Below are 18,409 nucleotides of genomic sequence, written 5' to 3' on the forward strand. Positions count from 1 at the left end.
GATGGACCAGCTGGAACGCGATTTCGGCCATGTCGACGACCGGCTGGTCGACCTGAAGGAAGCGGCGGAGCGGTTTTCCGACAGCGTCAACCGCTGAACCGGGCTTTCGCGCGCGCCGTCCAGCCGGTATCGGACGGGCATGACTGTCCATATCCTCTTAACCGGTGCCAGCAGGGGTATCGGCGCGGCGATTGCCGCGACCCTTGATGCACCGGGTATCCGGCTTGCCACACAGGCGACGACGGGGCCGCTTGCCACCGATTTCAACCAGCCCGGCGCGGCACCATCGCTGTGGCAGCGGGCGCTGGATGCGCTGGACGGACGGATCGATGTCCTGATCAACAATGCCGGGGTGTTCGAGGCGACGCCGATCGACAGCCCCGATGCAGAATGGCTGGCGGGGTGGGAGCGGACCATGCGGATCAACCTGACCGCAGCGGCCGAACTGTCCCGTCTGGCCGTGCTGCACTGGCAGGGCCGGGAAAGCGGCGGGCGCATCGTCAACATCGCCAGCCGCGCCGCCCATCGCGGCGACAGCCCCGCGCACTGGCATTATGCCGCGTCAAAGGCGGGGATGGTCGCGATGACCAAGACGATCGCCCGCGCCTATGCCGCACAGGGCATCCTGGCCTTTTCCATCTGCCCCGGATTTACGATGACGGGGATGGCCGAGGAGTATCTGGCCAGTCGGGGCGGCGACAAGCTGTTGGCCGACATTCCGCTGGGCCGGGTGGCGATGCCGGACGAGGTGGCGACGATGGCGCGGTTCTGCGCGCTGGAAGCGCCCGCCAGCATGACCGGCGCGGTGTTGGACGTGAACGGGGCCAGCTATGTCCGCTGAAAGCTGGAAGCTGACGCTGCCCTGTACCCGTGCCGAGGCAGAGGCGATCGACGCCGATCTGGGCGCGCTGGCGATGCTGGAGCCGACACCGGTGCTGATGACCAGCGAATCGGTTGAGGACGATCCCGACAGCTGGCGGATCGAGGCGTATTTCGAGGGCAAGCCCGACAAGGCGGCGATTGCCGCCGTCCGGGCGATGGCCCCCAGCGCGGCCGACGCAAAGCCGGTGCTGGAGCGGCTGGACGATGCCGACTGGGTAACGATGAGCCAGTCTGGCATCGAACCGGTGCAGGCCGGCCGCTTCTATGTCCACACCGACACCAACAAGGGCGATGTGCCGGCGGGCGCTGTGCCGTTCATGATCCCGGCGGGCCTTGCGTTCGGCACGGGCACGCACGAGACGACCAGTGGCTGCTTGATGATGCTGGACGATCTGAAGCGGGCGGGCGCGCGGTTCCGGCATCTGGTGGATGTGGGAACGGGCACCGGCCTGCTCGCCTTTGCCGCGATGCACCTGTGGCCGACGGCGCAGGCGACCGCATCGGACATCGACCCCATGTCGATCGAGGTGACGCGCGACAATGCGCTGGCCAATGGCGTGGCGCTGGGCCAGGGCAAGGGCGGGCTGGCGCTGGCCGTCGCGCCGGGGCTGGAGCACCCCATGCTGATCGCGCGTGCGCCCTATGACCTGGCGATTGCCAACATCCTGGCCGGGCCGCTGATCGACCTGGCCCCAACGCTGTGCGCGGCGGTTGCGCCGGGCGGGACCCTGATCCTGGCGGGGCTGCTGGATACGCAGGCAGAGGCGGTGATCCGCGCCTATCGGCGGCAGGGGATGCGGCTGGCCGGACGGATCGACCGGGGGCAGTGGCCGACGCTGCGCCTTGTCCGCCGCCACCGGTTCGGGGCGGACCGGACCACCCGTCCGGGGCCAAGGGTGCCAAGCCCGGCGCCCGGTTTCGGAAGCTGGTGATCCGGCCGGTTACGCTTTGCTGAGCGCGTATGCCTGTGTCCCGCGGGTGAGGACATCGTCGCCGGCAACGATTGCGTCCACCGGATGCGATGGCAGGGGCAGGATTTCATCATAAAGCGGGGCGAAATCGGTTTCGACGGTCTGGCGCAGCAGTTCCTCGAAACTGGGGATAACGAAATAGCTCTGCTGGAAATCGTCGATCCGGTAATCGGTGCGCATCACCCGCTTCATGTCGAACCGGATGCGGTTGGGACTGTCGCTGTCCAGCGCGAACACGCTTTCGGCCGAGCTGGACACGATGCCCGAGCCATAGATGCGAAGGCCGTCCGCTTCCTCGATCAGGCCGAATTCGACCGTGTACCAGTAAAGCCGCGCCAGCTGCTTGAGTGCGCCAAGCTTGAGCGCGCGCAGCCCGCCCCGGCCATAGGCGGCAAGATAATCGGCAAACACCGGATCGGCGAGCATCGGCACATGGCCGAACACGTCGTGGAACACGTCCGGTTCCTGAAGATAATCGAGCTGATCCGGGCGGCGGATGAAATTACCGGCGACGAACCGGCGATTCGCCATGTGATCGAAGAACACGTCGTCGGGCACCAGCCCCGGCACGGCGACGACCCGCCATCCGGTCAGCGCCTCCAGCCGGTCCGACAATTCCTCGAAATTCGGAATGCCGCGTTCGGACAGGCGCAGCGCGTCCAGCCCGCGCAGGAATGCGGCACTGGCCCGGCCGGGCAGCAGCTTCATCTGCCGCTCATACAGCGTATCCCACACCGCATGTTCCGCGGAGGTGAAGGATTCCCAATCCTGCGGGATCGTCCAGTCGGGATTTGCCCCGGCCGGCGGACGATCTAGAACGTGCGTTTCATCAGCCATGACGTTGCTATAGCATAGCCAGCGGATGACCCGAAACCGTGCCCGCATCCGCCGACTGATCCTGGCCATTGCCGCGATTCCCGCGCTGGTCGTGCTGTATGTCATCGCCGGGACGATCGGCGGCATGATCCCGGCCAATGCCGGCTGGCAGCCGCCGGACGACGGCATCACCATCTATATCGAGGATAATGGCGTTCATGCCGGGATCGTGGTGCCCAAGGTTGCGGCAGGCGTCGACTGGCGGCCACTGGCCCCGGCGGCGGCGCTGCGCGATCCGCGCATGGCCGGCCATGGCTGGTTGGCCATCGGATGGGGCGAGCGCGGTTTTTATCAGGATACGCCGACCTGGGCCGATGTGCGCATTGGCACCATCCTGAACGCCGCCATCGGCAGCGATGCGACCGTCATCCATGTCCAGCACCTGCCCCGCCCGGTCCCCGGCCCGTCGGTGCGCGCCGTCACGCTGCGTCCCGAGGAATATCGGCGGCTGGCCATGTTCATCCGTGCCGGCTGGGCGCAGCCGGGCGGGGCGGGGCGGCCGGGGCATTTCCGGTCGGACAGTTTCTTTGACGGGCGCGGCCGTTATTCGGCGGTCCATACCTGTAACGCCTGGGTGGGGGAGGCGCTGCGCGCGGCGGGCGTCAGGGTGGGCCGTTGGACGCCGTTCACCTGGACCGTGGTAGCGCAGTTGCCATGAGCATCGACACGCCGCCCCCCGCGCTGTTGTTCGCCGTCGAGCCGGCCCGCGCGCTGATCGGCCTGACCGAACTGGCGGTGCGCTGGCGCTCCCTGCCCATGGAGCGAGTGGGGCGTGGTCGCCCCGTCATGCTGTTGCCCGGCCTGGCGAACAATGACGCGTCGAGCACCATCCTGAAACGCTATCTGCTGCGGCTGGGCTATCGGGCCGAGGGGTGGGGGCTGGGCGTCAATCGCGGCGTGCCGACGGTGGGCGCCGATCTGGGCCGGCTGATCGGCCGGGTTGAGGCGATGTCGGCGGCGGCGGACGGGCAGAAGGTCGCGCTGGTCGGCACCAGCCTGGGCGGCATCCTGTCGCGGCTGGTCGCGCATCGGCGGCCCGATCTGGTGTCCCGCGTTGTGACGATCAGTTCGCCCTTTGCCGGGCCGGGGCGGGCGACGAATGTCTGGCGCGTCTATGAACTGCTGGCCGGGGAAAAGATCGACGATCCGCAGGTGCGCGACCGGCTGGCCGAGGCGGCGCGGCCGTTGCCGGTGCCGTCCACGGCGATCTGGAGCCGCAGTGACGGTTTCGTTCAGGGGACGAACTGCGTGACCGCCGATGATCCGAATTGCCGCGCGGTCGAGGTGCGATCCAGCCATTTGCTGGTCCAGTGCCGCGCCGCGGTGCTGCGCGCGGTGGCCGAGGCGCTGGTCTGAACCCGCCGCTTAGCCGGGATCAGTCCGGCTGGCTGGCGACATAGCCGTCATAGGGGCGGCATTCGTCGGGCCGTTTCCGGCACGCCTTTTCCCAGGCGCGGCGTTCCTTGCCCTCCCGCGCTTCGCGCTTGCGCATTTCGCGGCCGTAATTGCGGTCGGCCTCGTCCTGGCTGGTCGTGGTCCAGTCGACGACCTGAGCGCCGGCACGCACCGGTGCGGTGACGATATCGGCGGCGGTCTTGACGATGCAGCCGGTCACCAGCGGCAGGACGAGCAGGGGGGCGAGACTGGCGGCAAGCCGCATGGCGATTACTCCGACGGGCGGTCGCGGGCGGCGACGGCGATGCCGGGATGATCGCTGAAAACACCGTCCACGCCAAGGTCCAGAAAACGGCGCACTTCCCGGTCCAGATGCCCGCGATCGGCCGGACCGCCGACCTTGAGCGAGGGGGGCAGGAAATAGCTTTCGGCACGGAAGGTCCAGGGATGGAGTTTCAGCCCGGCGGCGTGCGCATCGGCGACCAGCGTCGTCGCGGGACCGTCTCCGGGCTGGATCATCGCCTTTTCCGGGCCGATCCCGGCGGCATAGGCGGCAATGGCCCGCAGGCCATCGGGCGTCGCCATCGCGGCATAGCTGGCCGCCGCGCCATCGGCCGGGCCAGCGGCTGACGCCATCAGCTGAATGAGCGGAACAGGGGTGAGCGTGCGCAGCCGCTTCAGATTATCGACCTCGAACGACTGGATGAAAACCGGCGCATCGGCGCGGTTCCAGCCCGCCGCCTGAAGCGCGGCGACCAGTTTTTCCTCAAGCGGCAGGCCGATGGCGCGGAAATAGCTGGGGTGCTTGGTTTCGGGATAAATGCCGATGGTGCGCCCCGTTTCGGCCGAACGCCGTTTGGCCAGCGCGATCACTTCCTCGATCGTCGGAACGGCAAACTGCCCGTCATAGCGGGTGTTGGCCGGGCGCAGTTGCGGCAGGCGCTCCTTCGCGCGCAGCGTCCTGAGCTCGGCCAGCGTGAAATCCTCGGTAAACCAGCCGGTCTGCGGCTCTCCGTCGATGGTCTTTGTCGTTTTTCGCGCGGCAAATTCGGGATGCGCGGCAACATCGGTGGTGTCAGTGATGTTGTTTTCGTGCCGCGCAACCAGATGTCCGTCCCGGGTCGGCACCAGATCGGGTTCGATAAAATCCGCGCCCTGATCAATGGCCAGATCATAGGCGGCGAGCGTGTGTTCGGGCCGGTCCCCGCTGGCGCCGCGGTGCGCGATGACGATGGGGCGGGCGGCGGCGGGGCTGGATGCGTTGAGGGGCGCAGTGCTCGACATGGCGGCATCCTGTCCCATCGCACAGGCCGATGCCAGCAGGGCGAACAGGATCATGGCGGTGCGCATCGTCAAATCTTCCCCCTTCTCGTCGAGCCGCCCAGCGGATAGCCGTCAATTATGACAGGATGGAGCGACCATGGCCGATCATGACCGCGTGATCGAGGCGGCCCTTGGCTGGGTGGGCCAGCCCTGTGCGCTGGCCACGGTCATCTCCACCTGGGGATCGGCGCCGCGACCGCGGGGCAGCCACTTGATCGTCCACGCCGATGGCCGGTTTGCTGGATCGGTTTCGGGCGGTTGTGTAGAGGCCGATATCCTGACGCTGGCGGGCGAGGTGATGGAGACCGGGCGGGCGCAGCTGCGCCGGTATGGCGTCGCCGATGCTGCGGCATGGGAAGTGGGCCTGCCCTGTGGCGGAGAGATCGAGGTGCTGGTGCAGCCGGTATCGGACAGCGGGTTTCCGCCCGACCTGTTCCCGCGAATCCAGGCCGCGCGCGCGCGCGGGCGATCGATCACGATTGTCACCGACCTTGAATCCGGCGTCAGCCGGGAGGAAGCGGCGGCCGAACCGGGCGACTTTGCCAATCGCTATGATCCGCCACGCCGGTTGTTCGTCATCGGCGCGGTGCAGATCGCCCAAGCGCTGACCGGCATTGCGCGGGAACTGGATGTGGCGGTGCGGATCATCGATCCGCGCGGCCGGTTCCTGACGGCGGAGCGGTTTCCCGGCGTCGTGCTGGACGATCGCTGGCCGGACGAGGCGCTGGCCGAACTGAGCCCGGATGCGGCCAGCGCGGTCGTGACGCTGAGCCATGATCCCAAGATCGACGACCCGGCGCTGATCGCGGCGCTGCGGGCGGAAACCGGCTATGTCGCGGCGCTGGGATCGCGAAGGAGCCATGCAGCGCGGCTGGAGCGGCTGGCGGCGGCGGGGCTGGATGCGGCGCAGCTGGCCCGGATTCAGGGGCCGGCGGGGCTGGATATCGGGGCCATCGGGCCTTCCGAAATCGCACTGTCGGTCGCAGCAGGCATGGTGCGTGCCTGGCGTGCCGGTGCCTGATCCCCGCATCGCGCACAGCGCGCTGATCCTGTTGGCGGCGGGATCGTCGCAGCGGTTCGGCGCGGCGGACAAGCTGACCGCGATGCTGGAGGGCAGGCCGCTGATACGGCACGCCGCTGACCGGCTGGGCGCCATGCCCTTTGGCTGGCGGATCGCGGTGACGGGGCACCCGGTGCCCGTACTGCCCGGATGGCGATGCGTTCCCAATCCCGAGCCGGAGGCGGGGCAGGGGCGGTCGCTGGCGATCGGCGTCGCAGAAGCCGATGCAATGGGGGCAGAGGCGGTGGTCATCGCGCTGGCCGATATGCCGCGCGTGACGGCGGGGCAGGTCGAGGCGCTGTTCAACGTGCTGGACGAACGCGGGATGGCCGCCATGGCGGGGCCGGGCGGGCCGATGCCGCCCGCCCTGTTCACCCGTCCGCATTTCGCGGCCCTGACCCGGCTGTCCGGCGATCGCGGCGGGCGGGCATTGCTGGCCGATGCGGCGCTGGTGACCGCACCGCCCGCCACATTGGTCGATGTGGACACGCCAGAGGCGCTGGCCCGGCTGTCCGGGCCTTGACCGCTATTCGTGGCGAAGCGCGTCGATGGGGTTCAGCGATGCAGCCCGCCGTGCGGGGAAATAGCCGAACACCACGCCGATGATCGCCGAGATCGCAAAGGCGCCGAAGTTGATCGCCGGATCGAACAGCCAGGGGAGTTTCGCAAGCGGCGCGATGATGCCGATGGCCACCTGTGCCAGCACCAGGCCCATGATCCCGCCCAGCATCGACAGCACGATCGCCTCCACCAGAAACTGGGTCAGCACCTCTCGCCCGACCGCGCCGATGGCGAGGCGGATGCCGATTTCGCGCGTCCGTTCCGTCACGCTGACCAGCATGATGTTCATGATGCCGATGCCGCCGACAACCAGACTGATCGCCGCCACCGCCGTGACGATGGTGGTCAGCAGCTGCGTCGTCTGAGTGAAGGTATCGGTGAACTGGCGGCTGTCGAAGATGAAGAAATTATCGTCCTGACCCGGCTGGATCCGCCGACGTTCGCGCAGCAGGTCGCTGAGCGCCGACTGGACGGTCGCGGTCTGGTAATTGGCGTCGGTGCCGACCAGGATCGCCGCAATGTCCCGGTTGCCGGTGAAGCGGCGCTGCACCGTCTTGATCGGCATGATGACGACATTGTCCTGATCGCCGCCGAACCCGGCCTGACCGCGTGCCTGTAGCGTCGCGATCACGTCGCACGAGACATTGCCCAGCCGGATGCGGCTGCCCACCGCACCGCCGCCGCGAAACAGGTTGGTCACGACGGTGTTGCCGATGATGCACACCGCCTTGCCCGCCTGTTCCTCCGCCGGGCTGAACAGGCGGCCATCGGCCAGTTTCCATGGCTGGATGCTGAAAAAGGCGTTGGTCGTGCCGTTGATCTGCGTCGACCAGTTGGCGCCGTTGTAGATGGCGGTGGCGCTGGTCTGTGCCGTGGGCGCGATGGCGGCAACCCCCGCCACCTGATCGCGGATGGCATCGACGTCCTGATCCTCGAACTCCGGCGGGCGGGGGCCGCCGCCGCCCCGGCCAAAACCTTGGCCGGGCCGCACCTGAAGGATGTTGGTGCCGAGCGAGGCGATCTGCTGCTGCACGGCAACGGTCGTCGCCTTGCCCAGCGTCACCATGGTGACGACGGCGGCGACACCGATGATGATGCCGAGCGTCGTCAGGAACGAGCGCAGCTTGTGCCGCAGGATCGAGCGGACGGCGAGGATGAAGGTGGTGCCCAGCATCAGTGCGCGACCTCTGCCCCCGCCATGCGGCCGGTTTCGATGCGTTCCACCAGGCCGTCCTTGAAGTGAACGATGGTGCGGGCAAAGGCGGCCATGTCGGGTTCGTGCGTCACCATCAGGACGGTGATACCGCGTTCGCGGTTCAGCCGGCTGAGCAGTTCCATGATTTCGACCGAGCGTTCGCTGTCGAGATTGCCGGTCGGCTCGTCGGCCAGCAGCACGTCGGGATTGGTCACGATCGCGCGGGCGATGGCGACGCGCTGTTGCTGACCGCCGGAAAGTTCGGCCGGGGTGTTCTTCCACCAGTTGGTGAGGCCGACCTGTTCCAGCGCGGCCATGCCGGCGTCGCGGCGGCTTTTGCGGTCATCGCCGCGATACAGCAGGGGAAGCTCGACATTTTCGAGCGCGCTGGTGCGGGCGAGCAGATTGAAGCCCTGAAACACGAAGCCCAGATATTTGCGGCGCAGCAGTGCCCGCTGATCCCGGTCGAGCTGTTCGACATGCACGCCCTTGAACAAAAACTCGCCGCTGGACGGCACGTCGAGGCAGCCGAGCATGTTCATCGTCGTCGATTTGCCCGATCCCGACGGCCCCATGACGGCGACGAAATCGCCCTGCGCGATGTCGAGATCGACGCCCTTTAGCGCCTGAAACGCGGTCGGCCCGGCACCATAGGTCTTGGTCACGCCGCGCAGGCGGATGATGGGATCGTCCATCGGCGCAGGGGGGTTACTGGCCACGCTGGCCCCCGCCGCCCTGACGCTGACCGCCGCCCGCGCCGCCGGCCCCGCCGCCCTGACGCTGGCCGCTGCCGCCGGATGCGGCCGATTGCTGCCCGCTGGCCAGCTGTCCGACGATCACCTTCATGCCGGGGCGAAGGCCGCCGCCGGTCACCTGGGTCACCTGACCATTGGTGTCGCCGGTCGTGATCTGGATCGCCTGCGGTTTGCCGTCCTGGCCAAGCACATAGACCGTCTGTTGCGAGCCGCGACCGATCGTCGCGCTTTTTTCGGCGGTATTGCCGCCAAAGCGCCGCCCGCGCGGCACCAGCGCACCGGCAACACCGCCGCCCGCCTGACCCGCCGCCTGGGCATCGGCCGCCTGCGGCGTGAAGCGGAGCGCGGCATTGGGAACGAGCAGGACGTTCGATGCCTCGTTCGTCACGATTTCGGCGGTTGCGGTCATGCCCGGGCGCAGCCGCTGCTTGGCATTGGCGACGGTAAGCACGGCGGCATAGGAGACGACCTGATTGGCGGTCGCCGTTGTGCTGGTCGTGCTGCCGCTGGCCGCTTCCTGTGCGGACAGGTTGGAGCCGACATCGACGCGCGTGATCGTTGCCGGGAAGCGTTCGCCGGGGAAGGCATCGACGGCAAAGGTTGCGCGCTGCCCTTCCTTCACCTCGCCCACATCCGCCTCGTCAATGGCGACCTCCAGCTTCATGGCGCTGAGATCTTCGGCGATGACGAACAGGGTGGGCGTGTTGAACGATGCGGCGACCGTCTGACCCGGATCGACCTGACGCGCCAGAACGACGCCGTTGACGGGGCTGCGGATGACGGCGCGCTCGCGCTGGGTCTGGCTGCTGGACAGCTGGGCGCGGGCGGCGACGACATTGGCCTCTGCCACGCGTAGCGCGGCAGCGGCGCGGGCCACGGCAGCGCGCGCGGTATCCAGTTCGGTCTTGGCCGGCACGCGACCTTGGGACAGACGGCTCACTTCCTCGAACCGGGCGAGCGTCGCCTGGCTTTCGGTCAGCGTGGCGCGCGCCTGCGCAACCTGTGCCTGGTTGGCGGCAAGCTGTGCCTGACCCTGCTTGATCTGGTCATCCAGCTGTTCCGGGTCGATCAGCGCCAGCGCCTGGCCCGCCGTCACCCGGTCGTTCACGTCCACGACGACTTCAGTGACCAGACCCGACAGCTGCGATCCGACCGTCACCTGATTGGTCGGGGCCAGTTTGCCGGTGGCCGATACCGTCACCTGAAAATCGCCCTGCCGCACATCGGCGGTGGTGTATTGCGGGCCCTGATCCCCCTGCATCGCCTTAGTCCCGGCGATGCCCAGCAGGATGACGCCAATGACGATCAGCGGCCATTTGATCCACGGCTTGTCCAGCACGCGGCGCCAGCCGGGCTTGCGATCGGCACCGAGAAAGCTGTCGAGATCGGGCGTGGTCGGATTTGCCATCAGTCGTTCCGGGTTTGGGCGGCAGGCGTCGCGGTGTCGATCGCCTGTACCGGGGTGTCGGGGTTCCAGCCGCCGCCGAGCGCGCCGTACAGCTGGACAAGGGCGGTTGCCTTGTCCGCGCGCGCCTGGGCCAGGCTGTTCGCGGCGCTGAGCAGGCTGTTTTCGGTCTGGTTCAGCGTGGTGAAATCGGTAAGGCCCGCGCGATACTGGCTGCGGGCGAGGATGGCGGCATTGGTCGATGCGGTCAGCGCCTGCTGAAACTCCGCCTCGCGCCGGTTGGCCGAATCAAGCGCAACAATCGCGTTCTCGATATCCTCCAGCGCGACCAGCACGCTGGATTTATAGGCGAGGAATGCGCCGTCTGCTGCCGCCTCTGCCGACCGCGCCTGTGCGCGCAGGCGGCCGCCGTCAAAGATCGTCTGGGCGATGCTGCTGAACAGGCGGCCGTTGACCACATTGAACAGCGATCCGATCGCATTGGCGTTGCTGTCGATGGTTCCGCCGATCGACAGTGCGGGGAACAGCTGAGCCCGCGCCACGCCGATCTGGGCCGTTGCGGCGGCAAGGTTGCGTTCGGCCGAACGGACATCGGGCCGTTGGCGAAGCGTATCGGCGGGGATGCCGGCCGCGATCCGGGCCGGGCCGGTGGGGATCGGGCGAACCGCCTCCATCCGGCTTTTCAGCGCACCGGGCGCCTGGCCGGTCAGCACGCCAAGCCGGCTGACGGCGGCGTTGTACGACGCCTCGATCTGCGGGATGGAGGCCGCGGTCTGGGCACGCGAAATCCGCGCCTGTTCGACATCCAGCGACGAGACGAGGCCCGCCTGGACCCGAAAGCCCGCAATCTCCAGATTTTCGTCCTGGATGCCCAGCGATTCGCGGGCATTGGCCAGTTGCAGCTGAGCCAGCCGTGCCTGCACGTAATTGCGGGCGATTTCGCCCTGCACCGCGATCAGCACGCCGGCCAGGTCATAGCCCGACGCCTGATATTGGGCGAGCGTTGCCCGGACATTGGCCGCGTTGCCGCCGAACAGGTCGATCTGATAGCGCGCATCGCCGCCGACCGAGAAATTGGTGCTGCCGCCGCCCGATTCGATGATCGTGCCATCGGGCAGCGTGGTGGTGCGCGTGCCGCCGACCAGCGGTTCGTTGCGCGATCCGCTGCCGGATGCGGAAACGCTGGGCAACAATGCGGCGCGCGAGGTGACAAGCTGTTCGCGCGCCTGACGCAGGCGGGTCAGCGACTGGGCCACGTCCAGATTGGTGGTGGCCGCGCTGCCGACCAGTTCGGTCAGCAACGGATCGTCAAACTGCGTCCACCATTGCGTCAGATCGACCGGCGTGGCCGCTGGCGCCGTGCCGACCGAATAGCCATCCGGCAGCCCGAGCGCGGCCCCGGTGGCCGGGCGGTATTGCGGACCGACCGAACAGGCGCCCAGCGGCGCGGCGACGGCCAGCGTGAACAGGAATCGTCTCACCAACATCCCCCAAGCGCATACGAGCGAGCCGACACCCAAGTCCAAGGCATTTGTGTCGCAAAATGTATCGCGACCGTTTCGGATCGCAGCATCCATCGAACCGGCGATGCTGTCACGCAATACCGCCTTTCGGTGCCGAAGGTGCTTGCAAAGACCATCGCCAGCGGGGAAACAGCGCCCGACCGGATCAAGGAGAGCAAGAATGGCCGATGCCGCACTCTATCCCGTGCCAGACGAATGGCGTCGCAAGGCGCGCGTCGATGCGGCAGGATATGAGCGGCTTTATGGTCGGGCACTGGCCGATCCGGGCAGTTTCTGGCTGGAACAGGCGCGGCGGCTGGACTGGATCAAGCGGCCGGAAATTGCTGGGGACTGGTCGTTCGACGAGGCCGATTTCCACATCCAGTGGTTCGCCGACGGCAAACTGAACGTCGCGGCGAATTGCATCGACCGGCATCTGGCGACGCGCGGCGACAGCGTGGCGATCATCTGGGAACCGGACGATCCGGCCGCAGCGCCGCGCCGCATCACCTATCGCGAACTGCACGCAGAGGTGTGCCGCTTTGCCAATGTGCTGAAGGCCGAGGGCGTCCAGAAGGGCGACCGCGTCACCATTTACCTGCCGATGATCCCGGAGGCGGCGTTCGCGGTGCTGGCGTGTGCGCGCATCGGGGCGATTCATTCGGTGGTGTTCGGCGGCTTTTCGCCCGATGCGCTGGCCGGACGCATCACCGATTGCGACAGCCGCGTCGTCATCACCGCCGATCAGGGATGCCGGGGCGGCAAGCGCGTACCGCTGAAGGCCAATGTCGATGCCGCCGCATCGCGCGCGCCGGTGCTGGAACGTGTGATCGTGATCCGCGCAACCGGCGGCGAGGTTGCGATGACCAAGGGCCGCGATGTCTGGTACCATGAGGCCGCGGCGGGCGTTCCCGCCGAATGCAAACCTGAGCCGATGGGCGCGGAAGACCCGCTGTTCATCCTCTACACCAGCGGATCGACGGGCAAGCCCAAGGGCGTGCTGCACAGTTCGGGCGGATATCTGCTGTGGGCCAGCCTGACGCATGAGCTGTGTTTCGATTACCGGCCGGGCGAGGTGTTCTGGTGCGCCGCCGACATCGGATGGGTTACCGGGCACAGCTATATCCTGTATGGCCCGCTTGCCAATGGCGCGACGACCGTGATGTTCGAGGGCGTGCCGAACTGGCCCGATGCCAGCCGCATCTGGCAGGTGGTCGACCGGCATCAGGTGCAGACGCTGTTCACCGCACCGACGGCGCTGCGCGCGCTGATGAAGGATGGCGATGAGTATGTGAAGGCGACGAGCCGCGCCTCACTTCGCCTGCTGGGCACGGTGGGCGAGCCGATCAATCCCGAGGCATGGCGATGGTATCACGATGTCGCGGGCGAGGGGCGGTGCCCGATCATCGACACCTGGTGGCAGACCGAAACGGGCGGGGCGATGATCGCGCCGCTGCCGGGGGCAACCGACCTGAAGCCCGGTTCTGCCACCCGGCCATTGCCGGGGGTGGAGCCGCAGCTGGTCGATGCCGAGGGCCGGGTACTGGACGGCGCGACCGAGGGCAATCTGATCATCGCGCGCAGCTGGCCGGGGCAGATGCGCACCGTGTGGGGCGACCATGACCGGTTTTTCCAGACCTATTTCACCACCTATCCCGGCAAATATTTCACAGGCGACGGGTGCCGCCGGGACGAAGATGGCTATTACTGGATCACCGGCCGGGTGGATGACGTGATCAACGTGTCCGGCCACCGCATAGGGACGGCGGAAGTCGAGAGCGCGCTGGTCCTGCACCCGAAGGTGGCGGAGGCGGCTGTTGTCGGCTTCCCCCACGAGGTGAAGGGTCAAGGCATCTATGCCTATGTCACGCTGAACGCGCGGGTCGAGGCGGACGATACGCTGCGCAGCGATCTGATCAAATGGGTGCGCAGCGAAATCGGGCCGATTGCCACGCCCGACGCGATCCAGTTTGCCCCCGGCCTGCCCAAGACGCGCAGTGGCAAGATCATGCGCCGCATCCTGCGCAAGATTGCGGAGGGCGATGTGTCGTCGCTGGGCGATACATCAACCCTGGCCGATCCGGCGGTGGTCGACGATCTGGTCGCCAACCGCGTCGGATGAGCATGGGCGGACGCGGTTAACGGGAAATTAGCCGGTTCCGGCTAGCGTTTCCGGTCATGATGGCCAGGCAGCGTCAATTTCAGGACCCGCTTTACGCCTTTCGTTCCGACGACGACGGCTCGCCGCAGCTGCTTGCCCGCAAGCAGGAGGAACAGGCGCAGAAGATCCGCCAGTGGATCATGCTGTCGGTCGGCGGCATGGGATTGATCGCCGGTCTGGTGTGGATAGCATGGCCGGCGGAACGACAGGTGGTCGGGGCCAGCACCGATGCCTTTGCCCGGGATGACGGGCGCGGCCGGATGCTTGGTGCGCCCCCGACCGGTCCGGGCGCAGGCAAGGGTTTGACGGATGCAGGCCAAGGGACGAAGCGCCCCCGGACCGGCGGCATGCTCGGCCCGAAGGAGCGAGAGACTGGCCGGCGGACGGAGCAGCGCCAGGACGCGGCGGCGGCTGTTGCCACGCCGCGCTGGGATGCGGCCGTTGAACGGGTAGCCGCGAGCGAGGCGCGCGGTGGCATTGCGCCGCAACAGGGTGCCGCGCGGGGCGTTTCGGGATTTCGGCGATGCTCGTCCGGGGTGACGCAGTGCGTGATCGACGGCGCGCAATTCCGCTGGAACAACCGCATCGTGGAACTGGCCGATGCAGAAGTGCCCAATCCGCGCCTGCCGGCGTGTCAGGAAGAAGCGATCATCGGCGCGCGTTCGCTGGCGCGATTGGCGTCGCTGTTGAATGATGGGCCGTTCGTCATTTCCCCGCAGTCGCTGGGCAAGGGTAAGCGGGGAGCCGAGCGCCATATCGTGATGCGGCAGGGCGTTTCGATCGGGGCCGTGCTGATCGAGGAGGGGTTGGCCCGTCGGCCGGGCGCCAGCGTCCCGCGCTGGTGCTGATCCACGAAAAGGCCCGCCAGAACCGGGTCTGACGGGCCAAATCGCTCAATGCCTTGCGGCCGATGACCGGATGGTCACGCGCCCTGGGGCGAGGGGGTGCCGAACGGCCCCTTTGGCCGCCGGATCTTCGGGATCGCGCTGCCGCCCGCGGGAACCGAGCTGGTGCCGGACACCGCAACGCCGCCCTTGTCGATCGTGCCGCCGTCGAGCAGCTGCTTGATCTCGTCCCCGGACAGGGTTTCGAATTCGAGCAGCGCCTCAGCCAGCTTGTGCAGCTGGTCGATATGCGTGGTCAGGATGTGCTTGGCACGATCCAGGCCGCCCTCGACGATCGACTTGATTTCCGCGTCGATCAGCTGCTGCGTCTGGTTAGACATCCGCACTGGCTGGCTGGACGAATAGCCAAGGAAGCTCTCGCCCTCTGGTTGTGCATATTCGACCGGGCCGACCTTGTCCGACATGCCCCAGCGGGTCACCATGTCGCGGGCCAAGCCCGTGGCATACTGAATGTCGCCGGATGCGCCGGACGACACCTTGTCATAGCCGAAGATGATCTCCTCAGCGACGCGGCCGCCCATGGCTACGGAGAGGTTCGCGTACATCTTGTCGCGGTGGTAGCTGTAGCTGTCGCGTTCCGGCAGGCGCATCACCATGCCCAGCGCACGGCCGCGCGGGATGATCGTCGCCTTGTGGATCGGATCCGAGGCCGGTTCGTGGACGGAGACGATGGCATGGCCCGCCTCGTGATAGGCGGTCATCCGCTTTTCATCGTCGGTCATGACCATGGAGCGGCGTTCCGCACCCATCATCACCTTGTCCTTCGCCTCCTCGAACTCCTGCATCGCAACCAGACGCTTGCCCTTGCGTGCGGCGGTCAGCGCGGCCTCGTTCACCAGGTTGGCGAGATCGGCACCGGAGAAGCCCGGCGTGCCGCGCGCGATGGTGCGCGCATCGACATCGGGGGCCAGCGGCACCTTTTTCATATGGACCTGAAGGATCTTTACGCGGCCTTCGATATCCGGGCGCGGCACGACAACCTGACGGTCGAAGCGGCCGGGACGGAGCAGCGCGGGATCCAGCACGTCCGGACGGTTGGTCGCGGCGATGATGATGATGCCTTCATTCGCCTCGAACCCGTCCATCTCGACGAGCAGCTGGTTGAGCGTCTGTTCGCGCTCGTCATTGCCGTTGCCAAGGCCGGCACCGCGATGGCGGCCGACCGCGTCGATTTCGTCGATGAAGACGATGCAAGGCGCCGACTTCTTTGCCTGTTCGAACATGTCGCGGACGCGGGATGCGCCGACGCCGACGAACATTTCGACAAAATCCGAACCGGAGATGGTGAAGAACGGCACGCCCGCCTCACCCGCAATGGCGCGGGCGAGCAGCGTCTTGCCGGTGCCGGGCGAACCGACGAGCAGCGCGCCCTTCGGAATCTTGCCGCCCAGCCGGGCAAACTTGGTCGGATCCTTCAGGAACTCGACGATTTCCTGAAGCTCCTCACGCGCTTCGTCGATGCCGGCGACATCGTCAAAGGTCACGCGACCTTCCTTTTGCGTCAGCATCTTGGCGCGCGATTTGCCAAAGCCCATCGCGCCGCCGCCACCGGCATTCTTCTGCATCTGGCGCACCACGAAGAACGCGATGCCCAGGAACAGGACGAACGGCAGCGACTGAATGAGCAGCACCTGCCAGATCGACGTGCGCTCCTGCGGCTGACCATTGATGGTCACGCCTGCCTTGCGCAGCGTGTCGGTGAGGTTGGGATCCGGCACCGCATAGGTGCGATAGCGATTGCCATCGGCCAGATCGCCCGTGATGACTTCGCCGGAGATGTTGACGGTTTTCACCTGTCCCTGTTCGACCCGGTCAAGGAATGCCGAATAGGGCAGATCAGCGCCCGCGGCCTGGCCGCTGCGCGTGCCGTCCAGCAGGGTGACGAACAGCGCCAGCGCCGCCAGGATGCCCACCCAGATCGCCAGGCTTTTCATCCAGGGATTGTTGCCGCCGCCATTGTTGCCGGAACCGGTAGGCTTTTCGTTGTCGCTCATGAAACAGACACCTTTCCAACACCAAGATAGGCCAGCGACCCTTAATAGCAATGGAACAGTGTCGATCAGGGTAATCGACGCGGCGGAGCGGGGCGGAACTGCCAGTTTTCGCCAGTTGCGCGCGCCATCACGCCGCCATGGCTGGCCCCGCCGCCGCCGGTCAGCGCATCGAGCAGCGGTTCGATATCGGCGGTATCGGCAAAGCCGGGCGAATCGATGCCGGCATCGGCGCGCACCCGATGGATCGCGCGGCGAACCAGCCGCCGGGCAAGGTCGCGCGGCAGATCGCCCGCCGCAAGGGTGACGCCGCCGTCCGGCCCGGCGCTGGCGCGTTCTGTCCATAGCCGTTCGGCCACCCAGTCGAGTGCACCATCCGCCTGTGCCAGCCGGTCGGCGGTGCGGGCCAGCATCCGGGGGTCGAGCCACTCCTGCCGCCCCAGCATCGCGCGGACGCGCACCCGTTCATAGGCGGGGTCGGCATTGCCGGGATCGTCGGCGAACGGGATGGCGTGAGCAAGGCAGAGTGCGCGCAGATCGGCCCGCGTCCAGCCGAGCAGCGGGCGGATCACGGGCAGGCCCTGTGCCATGCCGATGGCCGGGATACCGCGCATGCCGGTAAGGCCGACGCCGCGGGCGGCGCGCATCAGCAGCGTTTCCGCCTGATCGTCCGCCTGATGCGCGGTGGCCAGCGCCAGCGCGCCGTGGCGGGCTGCCCATTCGCCAAGCGCGGTATAGCGTGCGGTGCGTGCCCGTTCCTGAACCGCCGGGCCGCGGGCAAGGCCGGTCAGGGCAAGGATTTCGTGGGGCACGCCCGGGACGGCGCAATGGTCCGCCACCATCTGCGCCTCATCCGCCGATCCGGCACGCAGGCCGTGATCGACCGTGGCGGCGATGACTGCATCGGGAAAGGCGGCATGAGCGAGCGCCAGCATCGCCATGCTGTCCGCGCCGCCCGACACCGCCAGCGCCAGCGGCGCGGCAGTTGTGGGGGGATGGGGCAGCAGCGCCAGCGCATCGGCATGAAAGCGAGCGACCAGTTCCGATGGCAGGGCAGACGGCATGGACAGGGGATTGCGCGCGGGCGGGGGCCGGTCAAGGGCGGGGCCAGCTTTGGCGAGAATGATCAGGCGACAACCGGGCGGGTTGCGAGGTGGCGGGTGCAGATCAGGGCAGGGGGCTGCCGTCCGTCAGCTTGCAGGCTGGCTCTGCCAGTTGACGAATGACCGGGACTGGGTGGAGAGCGGTCACCCCCTCAACCGTCGCCCCGTGCTTGACACGGGGCTTGGCTTTTCTTCCGCTCGCGTCGGCGCGATAGCCGGCGCGTGGAGAAGGGCGGCTGGCTTTACATCATGGCGAACCGCTATCGCGGCGGGATGTATGTTGGTGTGACCGCCGATGCGCTCGCGCGCGTTTATCAACACCGC

General features: G+C 67.4%; 17 protein-coding genes and 1 pseudogene. 9 read left to right on the forward strand and 9 right to left on the reverse strand.

Annotated elements, in window-relative coordinates; all coding sequences use genetic code 11:
* The first annotated feature begins 139 nt into the window (after nucleotides 1–139).
* Together ACNI3Q_RS14520 and ACNI3Q_RS14525 are read left to right on the forward strand one after the other, a co-directional pair.
* Entirely contained in the window at nucleotides 140–841 is a 702-nt protein-coding gene (locus tag ACNI3Q_RS14520; protein WP_426277923.1) for an SDR family NAD(P)-dependent oxidoreductase, read from the forward strand.
* Nucleotides 831–1,814 carry a 50S ribosomal protein L11 methyltransferase gene (locus tag ACNI3Q_RS14525; protein WP_426277925.1) on the forward strand — a complete coding sequence of 328 codons (984 nt, stop codon included), beginning with the start codon at nucleotides 831–833 and terminating at the stop codon, nucleotides 1,812–1,814. Before ACNI3Q_RS14520 ends, ACNI3Q_RS14525 begins: the two co-directional genes overlap by 11 nt.
* Nucleotides 1,815–1,823: 9 nt before the next feature.
* Here the strand turns inward: ACNI3Q_RS14525 and phhA are convergent, their stop codons facing one another.
* A complete protein-coding gene (gene phhA / locus ACNI3Q_RS14530) occupies nucleotides 1,824–2,690 on the reverse strand; it encodes a phenylalanine 4-monooxygenase (RefSeq protein WP_426277927.1) in 867 nt (288 codons plus the stop codon).
* Between the two features lie 25 nt (nucleotides 2,691–2,715).
* Here phhA and ACNI3Q_RS14535 point away from each other — a divergent pair, with 25 nt between their 5' ends.
* Both ACNI3Q_RS14535 and ACNI3Q_RS14540 read left to right on the forward strand, forming a co-directional pair.
* Nucleotides 2,716–3,387, forward strand: a complete 672-nt coding sequence (locus ACNI3Q_RS14535) for a TIGR02117 family protein (protein ID WP_426277929.1) — start codon at nucleotides 2,716–2,718, stop codon at nucleotides 3,385–3,387.
* Nucleotides 3,384–4,085 (forward strand): esterase/lipase family protein, encoded by a 702-nt coding sequence (locus ACNI3Q_RS14540; protein ID WP_426277931.1) that lies wholly within the window; start codon nucleotides 3,384–3,386, stop codon nucleotides 4,083–4,085. The genes ACNI3Q_RS14535 and ACNI3Q_RS14540 overlap by 4 nt, the downstream gene beginning before the upstream one ends.
* Nucleotides 4,086–4,104: 19 nt before the next feature.
* Here the strand turns inward: ACNI3Q_RS14540 and ACNI3Q_RS14545 are convergent, their stop codons facing one another.
* Together ACNI3Q_RS14545 and ACNI3Q_RS14550 are read right to left on the reverse strand one after the other, a co-directional pair.
* On the reverse strand, nucleotides 4,105–4,389 hold the full coding sequence (locus tag ACNI3Q_RS14545) for a hypothetical protein (protein ID WP_426277933.1): 285 nt from the start codon (nucleotides 4,387–4,389) through the stop codon (nucleotides 4,105–4,107).
* A 5-nt stretch (nucleotides 4,390–4,394) separates the two neighbouring features.
* Entirely contained in the window at nucleotides 4,395–5,474 is a 1,080-nt protein-coding gene (locus tag ACNI3Q_RS14550) for a glycerophosphodiester phosphodiesterase (RefSeq protein ID WP_426277953.1), read from the reverse strand.
* A gap of 70 nt (nucleotides 5,475–5,544) precedes the next feature.
* Between ACNI3Q_RS14550 and ACNI3Q_RS14555 the strand changes: the two genes are divergently transcribed.
* Nucleotides 5,545–6,468, forward strand: a complete 924-nt coding sequence (locus ACNI3Q_RS14555; RefSeq protein ID WP_426277935.1) for an XdhC family protein — start codon at nucleotides 5,545–5,547, stop codon at nucleotides 6,466–6,468.
* A complete protein-coding gene (locus ACNI3Q_RS14560; protein WP_426277937.1) occupies nucleotides 6,461–7,030 on the forward strand; it encodes a nucleotidyltransferase family protein in 570 nt (189 codons plus the stop codon). Before ACNI3Q_RS14555 ends, ACNI3Q_RS14560 begins: the two co-directional genes overlap by 8 nt.
* Before the next feature lie 3 nt (nucleotides 7,031–7,033).
* Here the strand turns inward: ACNI3Q_RS14560 and ACNI3Q_RS14565 are convergent, their stop codons facing one another.
* Genes ACNI3Q_RS14565 through ACNI3Q_RS14580 form a run of 4 tightly spaced genes read right to left on the reverse strand, consistent with a single transcriptional unit; the run spans nucleotide 7,034 to nucleotide 11,910 of the window.
* A complete protein-coding gene (locus tag ACNI3Q_RS14565) occupies nucleotides 7,034–8,242 on the reverse strand; it encodes an ABC transporter permease (RefSeq protein ID WP_426277939.1) in 1,209 nt (402 codons plus the stop codon).
* Nucleotides 8,242–8,958, reverse strand: a complete 717-nt coding sequence (locus ACNI3Q_RS14570; RefSeq protein ID WP_426277955.1) for an ABC transporter ATP-binding protein — start codon at nucleotides 8,956–8,958, stop codon at nucleotides 8,242–8,244. Before ACNI3Q_RS14570 ends, ACNI3Q_RS14565 begins: the two co-directional genes overlap by 1 nt.
* A gap of 13 nt (nucleotides 8,959–8,971) precedes the next feature.
* Nucleotides 8,972–10,426 (reverse strand): efflux RND transporter periplasmic adaptor subunit, encoded by a 1,455-nt coding sequence (locus ACNI3Q_RS14575; RefSeq protein WP_426277941.1) that lies wholly within the window; start codon nucleotides 10,424–10,426, stop codon nucleotides 8,972–8,974.
* Complete coding sequence (locus ACNI3Q_RS14580) at nucleotides 10,426–11,910, reverse strand: efflux transporter outer membrane subunit (RefSeq protein WP_426277943.1); 1,485 nt, start codon at nucleotides 11,908–11,910, stop codon at nucleotides 10,426–10,428. Before ACNI3Q_RS14580 ends, ACNI3Q_RS14575 begins: the two co-directional genes overlap by 1 nt.
* 196 nt (nucleotides 11,911–12,106) lie before the next feature.
* Here ACNI3Q_RS14580 and acs point away from each other — a divergent pair, with 196 nt between their 5' ends.
* The gene (gene acs, locus ACNI3Q_RS14585) at nucleotides 12,107–14,047 is read left to right on the forward strand and encodes an acetate--CoA ligase (RefSeq protein ID WP_426277945.1); all 1,941 of its coding nucleotides are present in this window, start codon (nucleotides 12,107–12,109) and stop codon (nucleotides 14,045–14,047) included.
* A 56-nt stretch (nucleotides 14,048–14,103) separates the two neighbouring features.
* Nucleotides 14,104–14,934, forward strand: a complete 831-nt coding sequence (locus tag ACNI3Q_RS14590) for a hypothetical protein (protein ID WP_426277947.1) — start codon at nucleotides 14,104–14,106, stop codon at nucleotides 14,932–14,934.
* 74 nt (nucleotides 14,935–15,008) lie between these two features.
* Here ACNI3Q_RS14590 and ftsH read toward each other — a convergent pair whose 3' ends face one another.
* Together ftsH and tilS are read right to left on the reverse strand one after the other, a co-directional pair.
* Nucleotides 15,009–16,985, reverse strand: a complete 1,977-nt coding sequence (gene ftsH, locus ACNI3Q_RS14595; RefSeq protein ID WP_426277949.1) for an ATP-dependent zinc metalloprotease FtsH — start codon at nucleotides 16,983–16,985, stop codon at nucleotides 15,009–15,011.
* Between the two features lie 65 nt (nucleotides 16,986–17,050).
* The gene (gene tilS / locus ACNI3Q_RS14600) at nucleotides 17,051–18,046 is read right to left on the reverse strand and encodes a tRNA lysidine(34) synthetase TilS (RefSeq protein WP_426277951.1); all 996 of its coding nucleotides are present in this window, start codon (nucleotides 18,044–18,046) and stop codon (nucleotides 17,051–17,053) included.
* Nucleotides 18,047–18,334: 288 nt separating this feature from the next.
* Between tilS and ACNI3Q_RS14605 the strand changes: the two are divergent.
* Nucleotides 18,335–18,409: pseudogene (locus ACNI3Q_RS14605) on the forward strand (GIY-YIG nuclease family protein); the annotation flags it as partial.

This window comes from Sphingomonas eleionomae (assembly GCF_049889035.1).
GTDB lineage: Bacteria > Pseudomonadota > Alphaproteobacteria > Sphingomonadales > Sphingomonadaceae > Sphingomonas.

Excerpts from the sequence above, each read along its gene's own strand:
- ACNI3Q_RS14520 (WP_426277923.1), top strand. The coding sequence starts at position 140 with ATGACTGTCCATATCCTCTTAACCGGTGCCAGCAGGGGTATCGGCGCG.
- ACNI3Q_RS14525 (WP_426277925.1), top strand. The coding sequence starts at position 831 with ATGTCCGCTGAAAGCTGGAAGCTGACGCTGCCCTGTACCCGTGCCGAG.
- phhA (WP_426277927.1), bottom strand. The coding sequence starts at position 2,690 with ATGGCTGATGAAACGCACGTTCTAGATCGTCCGCCGGCCGGGGCAAAT.
- ACNI3Q_RS14535 (WP_426277929.1), top strand. The coding sequence starts at position 2,716 with ATGACCCGAAACCGTGCCCGCATCCGCCGACTGATCCTGGCCATTGCC.
- ACNI3Q_RS14540 (WP_426277931.1), top strand. The coding sequence starts at position 3,384 with ATGAGCATCGACACGCCGCCCCCCGCGCTGTTGTTCGCCGTCGAGCCG.
- ACNI3Q_RS14545 (WP_426277933.1), bottom strand. The coding sequence starts at position 4,389 with ATGCGGCTTGCCGCCAGTCTCGCCCCCCTGCTCGTCCTGCCGCTGGTG.
- ACNI3Q_RS14550 (WP_426277953.1), bottom strand. The coding sequence starts at position 5,474 with ATGCGCACCGCCATGATCCTGTTCGCCCTGCTGGCATCGGCCTGTGCG.
- ACNI3Q_RS14555 (WP_426277935.1), top strand. The coding sequence starts at position 5,545 with ATGGCCGATCATGACCGCGTGATCGAGGCGGCCCTTGGCTGGGTGGGC.
- ACNI3Q_RS14565 (WP_426277939.1), bottom strand. The coding sequence starts at position 8,242 with ATGCTGGGCACCACCTTCATCCTCGCCGTCCGCTCGATCCTGCGGCAC.
- ACNI3Q_RS14570 (WP_426277955.1), bottom strand. The coding sequence starts at position 8,958 with ATGGACGATCCCATCATCCGCCTGCGCGGCGTGACCAAGACCTATGGT.
- ACNI3Q_RS14575 (WP_426277941.1), bottom strand. The coding sequence starts at position 10,426 with ATGGCAAATCCGACCACGCCCGATCTCGACAGCTTTCTCGGTGCCGAT.
- ACNI3Q_RS14580 (WP_426277943.1), bottom strand. The coding sequence starts at position 11,910 with ATGTTGGTGAGACGATTCCTGTTCACGCTGGCCGTCGCCGCGCCGCTG.
- acs (WP_426277945.1), top strand. The coding sequence starts at position 12,107 with ATGGCCGATGCCGCACTCTATCCCGTGCCAGACGAATGGCGTCGCAAG.
- ACNI3Q_RS14590 (WP_426277947.1), top strand. The coding sequence starts at position 14,104 with ATGATGGCCAGGCAGCGTCAATTTCAGGACCCGCTTTACGCCTTTCGT.
- ftsH (WP_426277949.1), bottom strand. The coding sequence starts at position 16,985 with ATGAGCGACAACGAAAAGCCTACCGGTTCCGGCAACAATGGCGGCGGC.
- tilS (WP_426277951.1), bottom strand. The coding sequence starts at position 18,046 with ATGCCGTCTGCCCTGCCATCGGAACTGGTCGCTCGCTTTCATGCCGAT.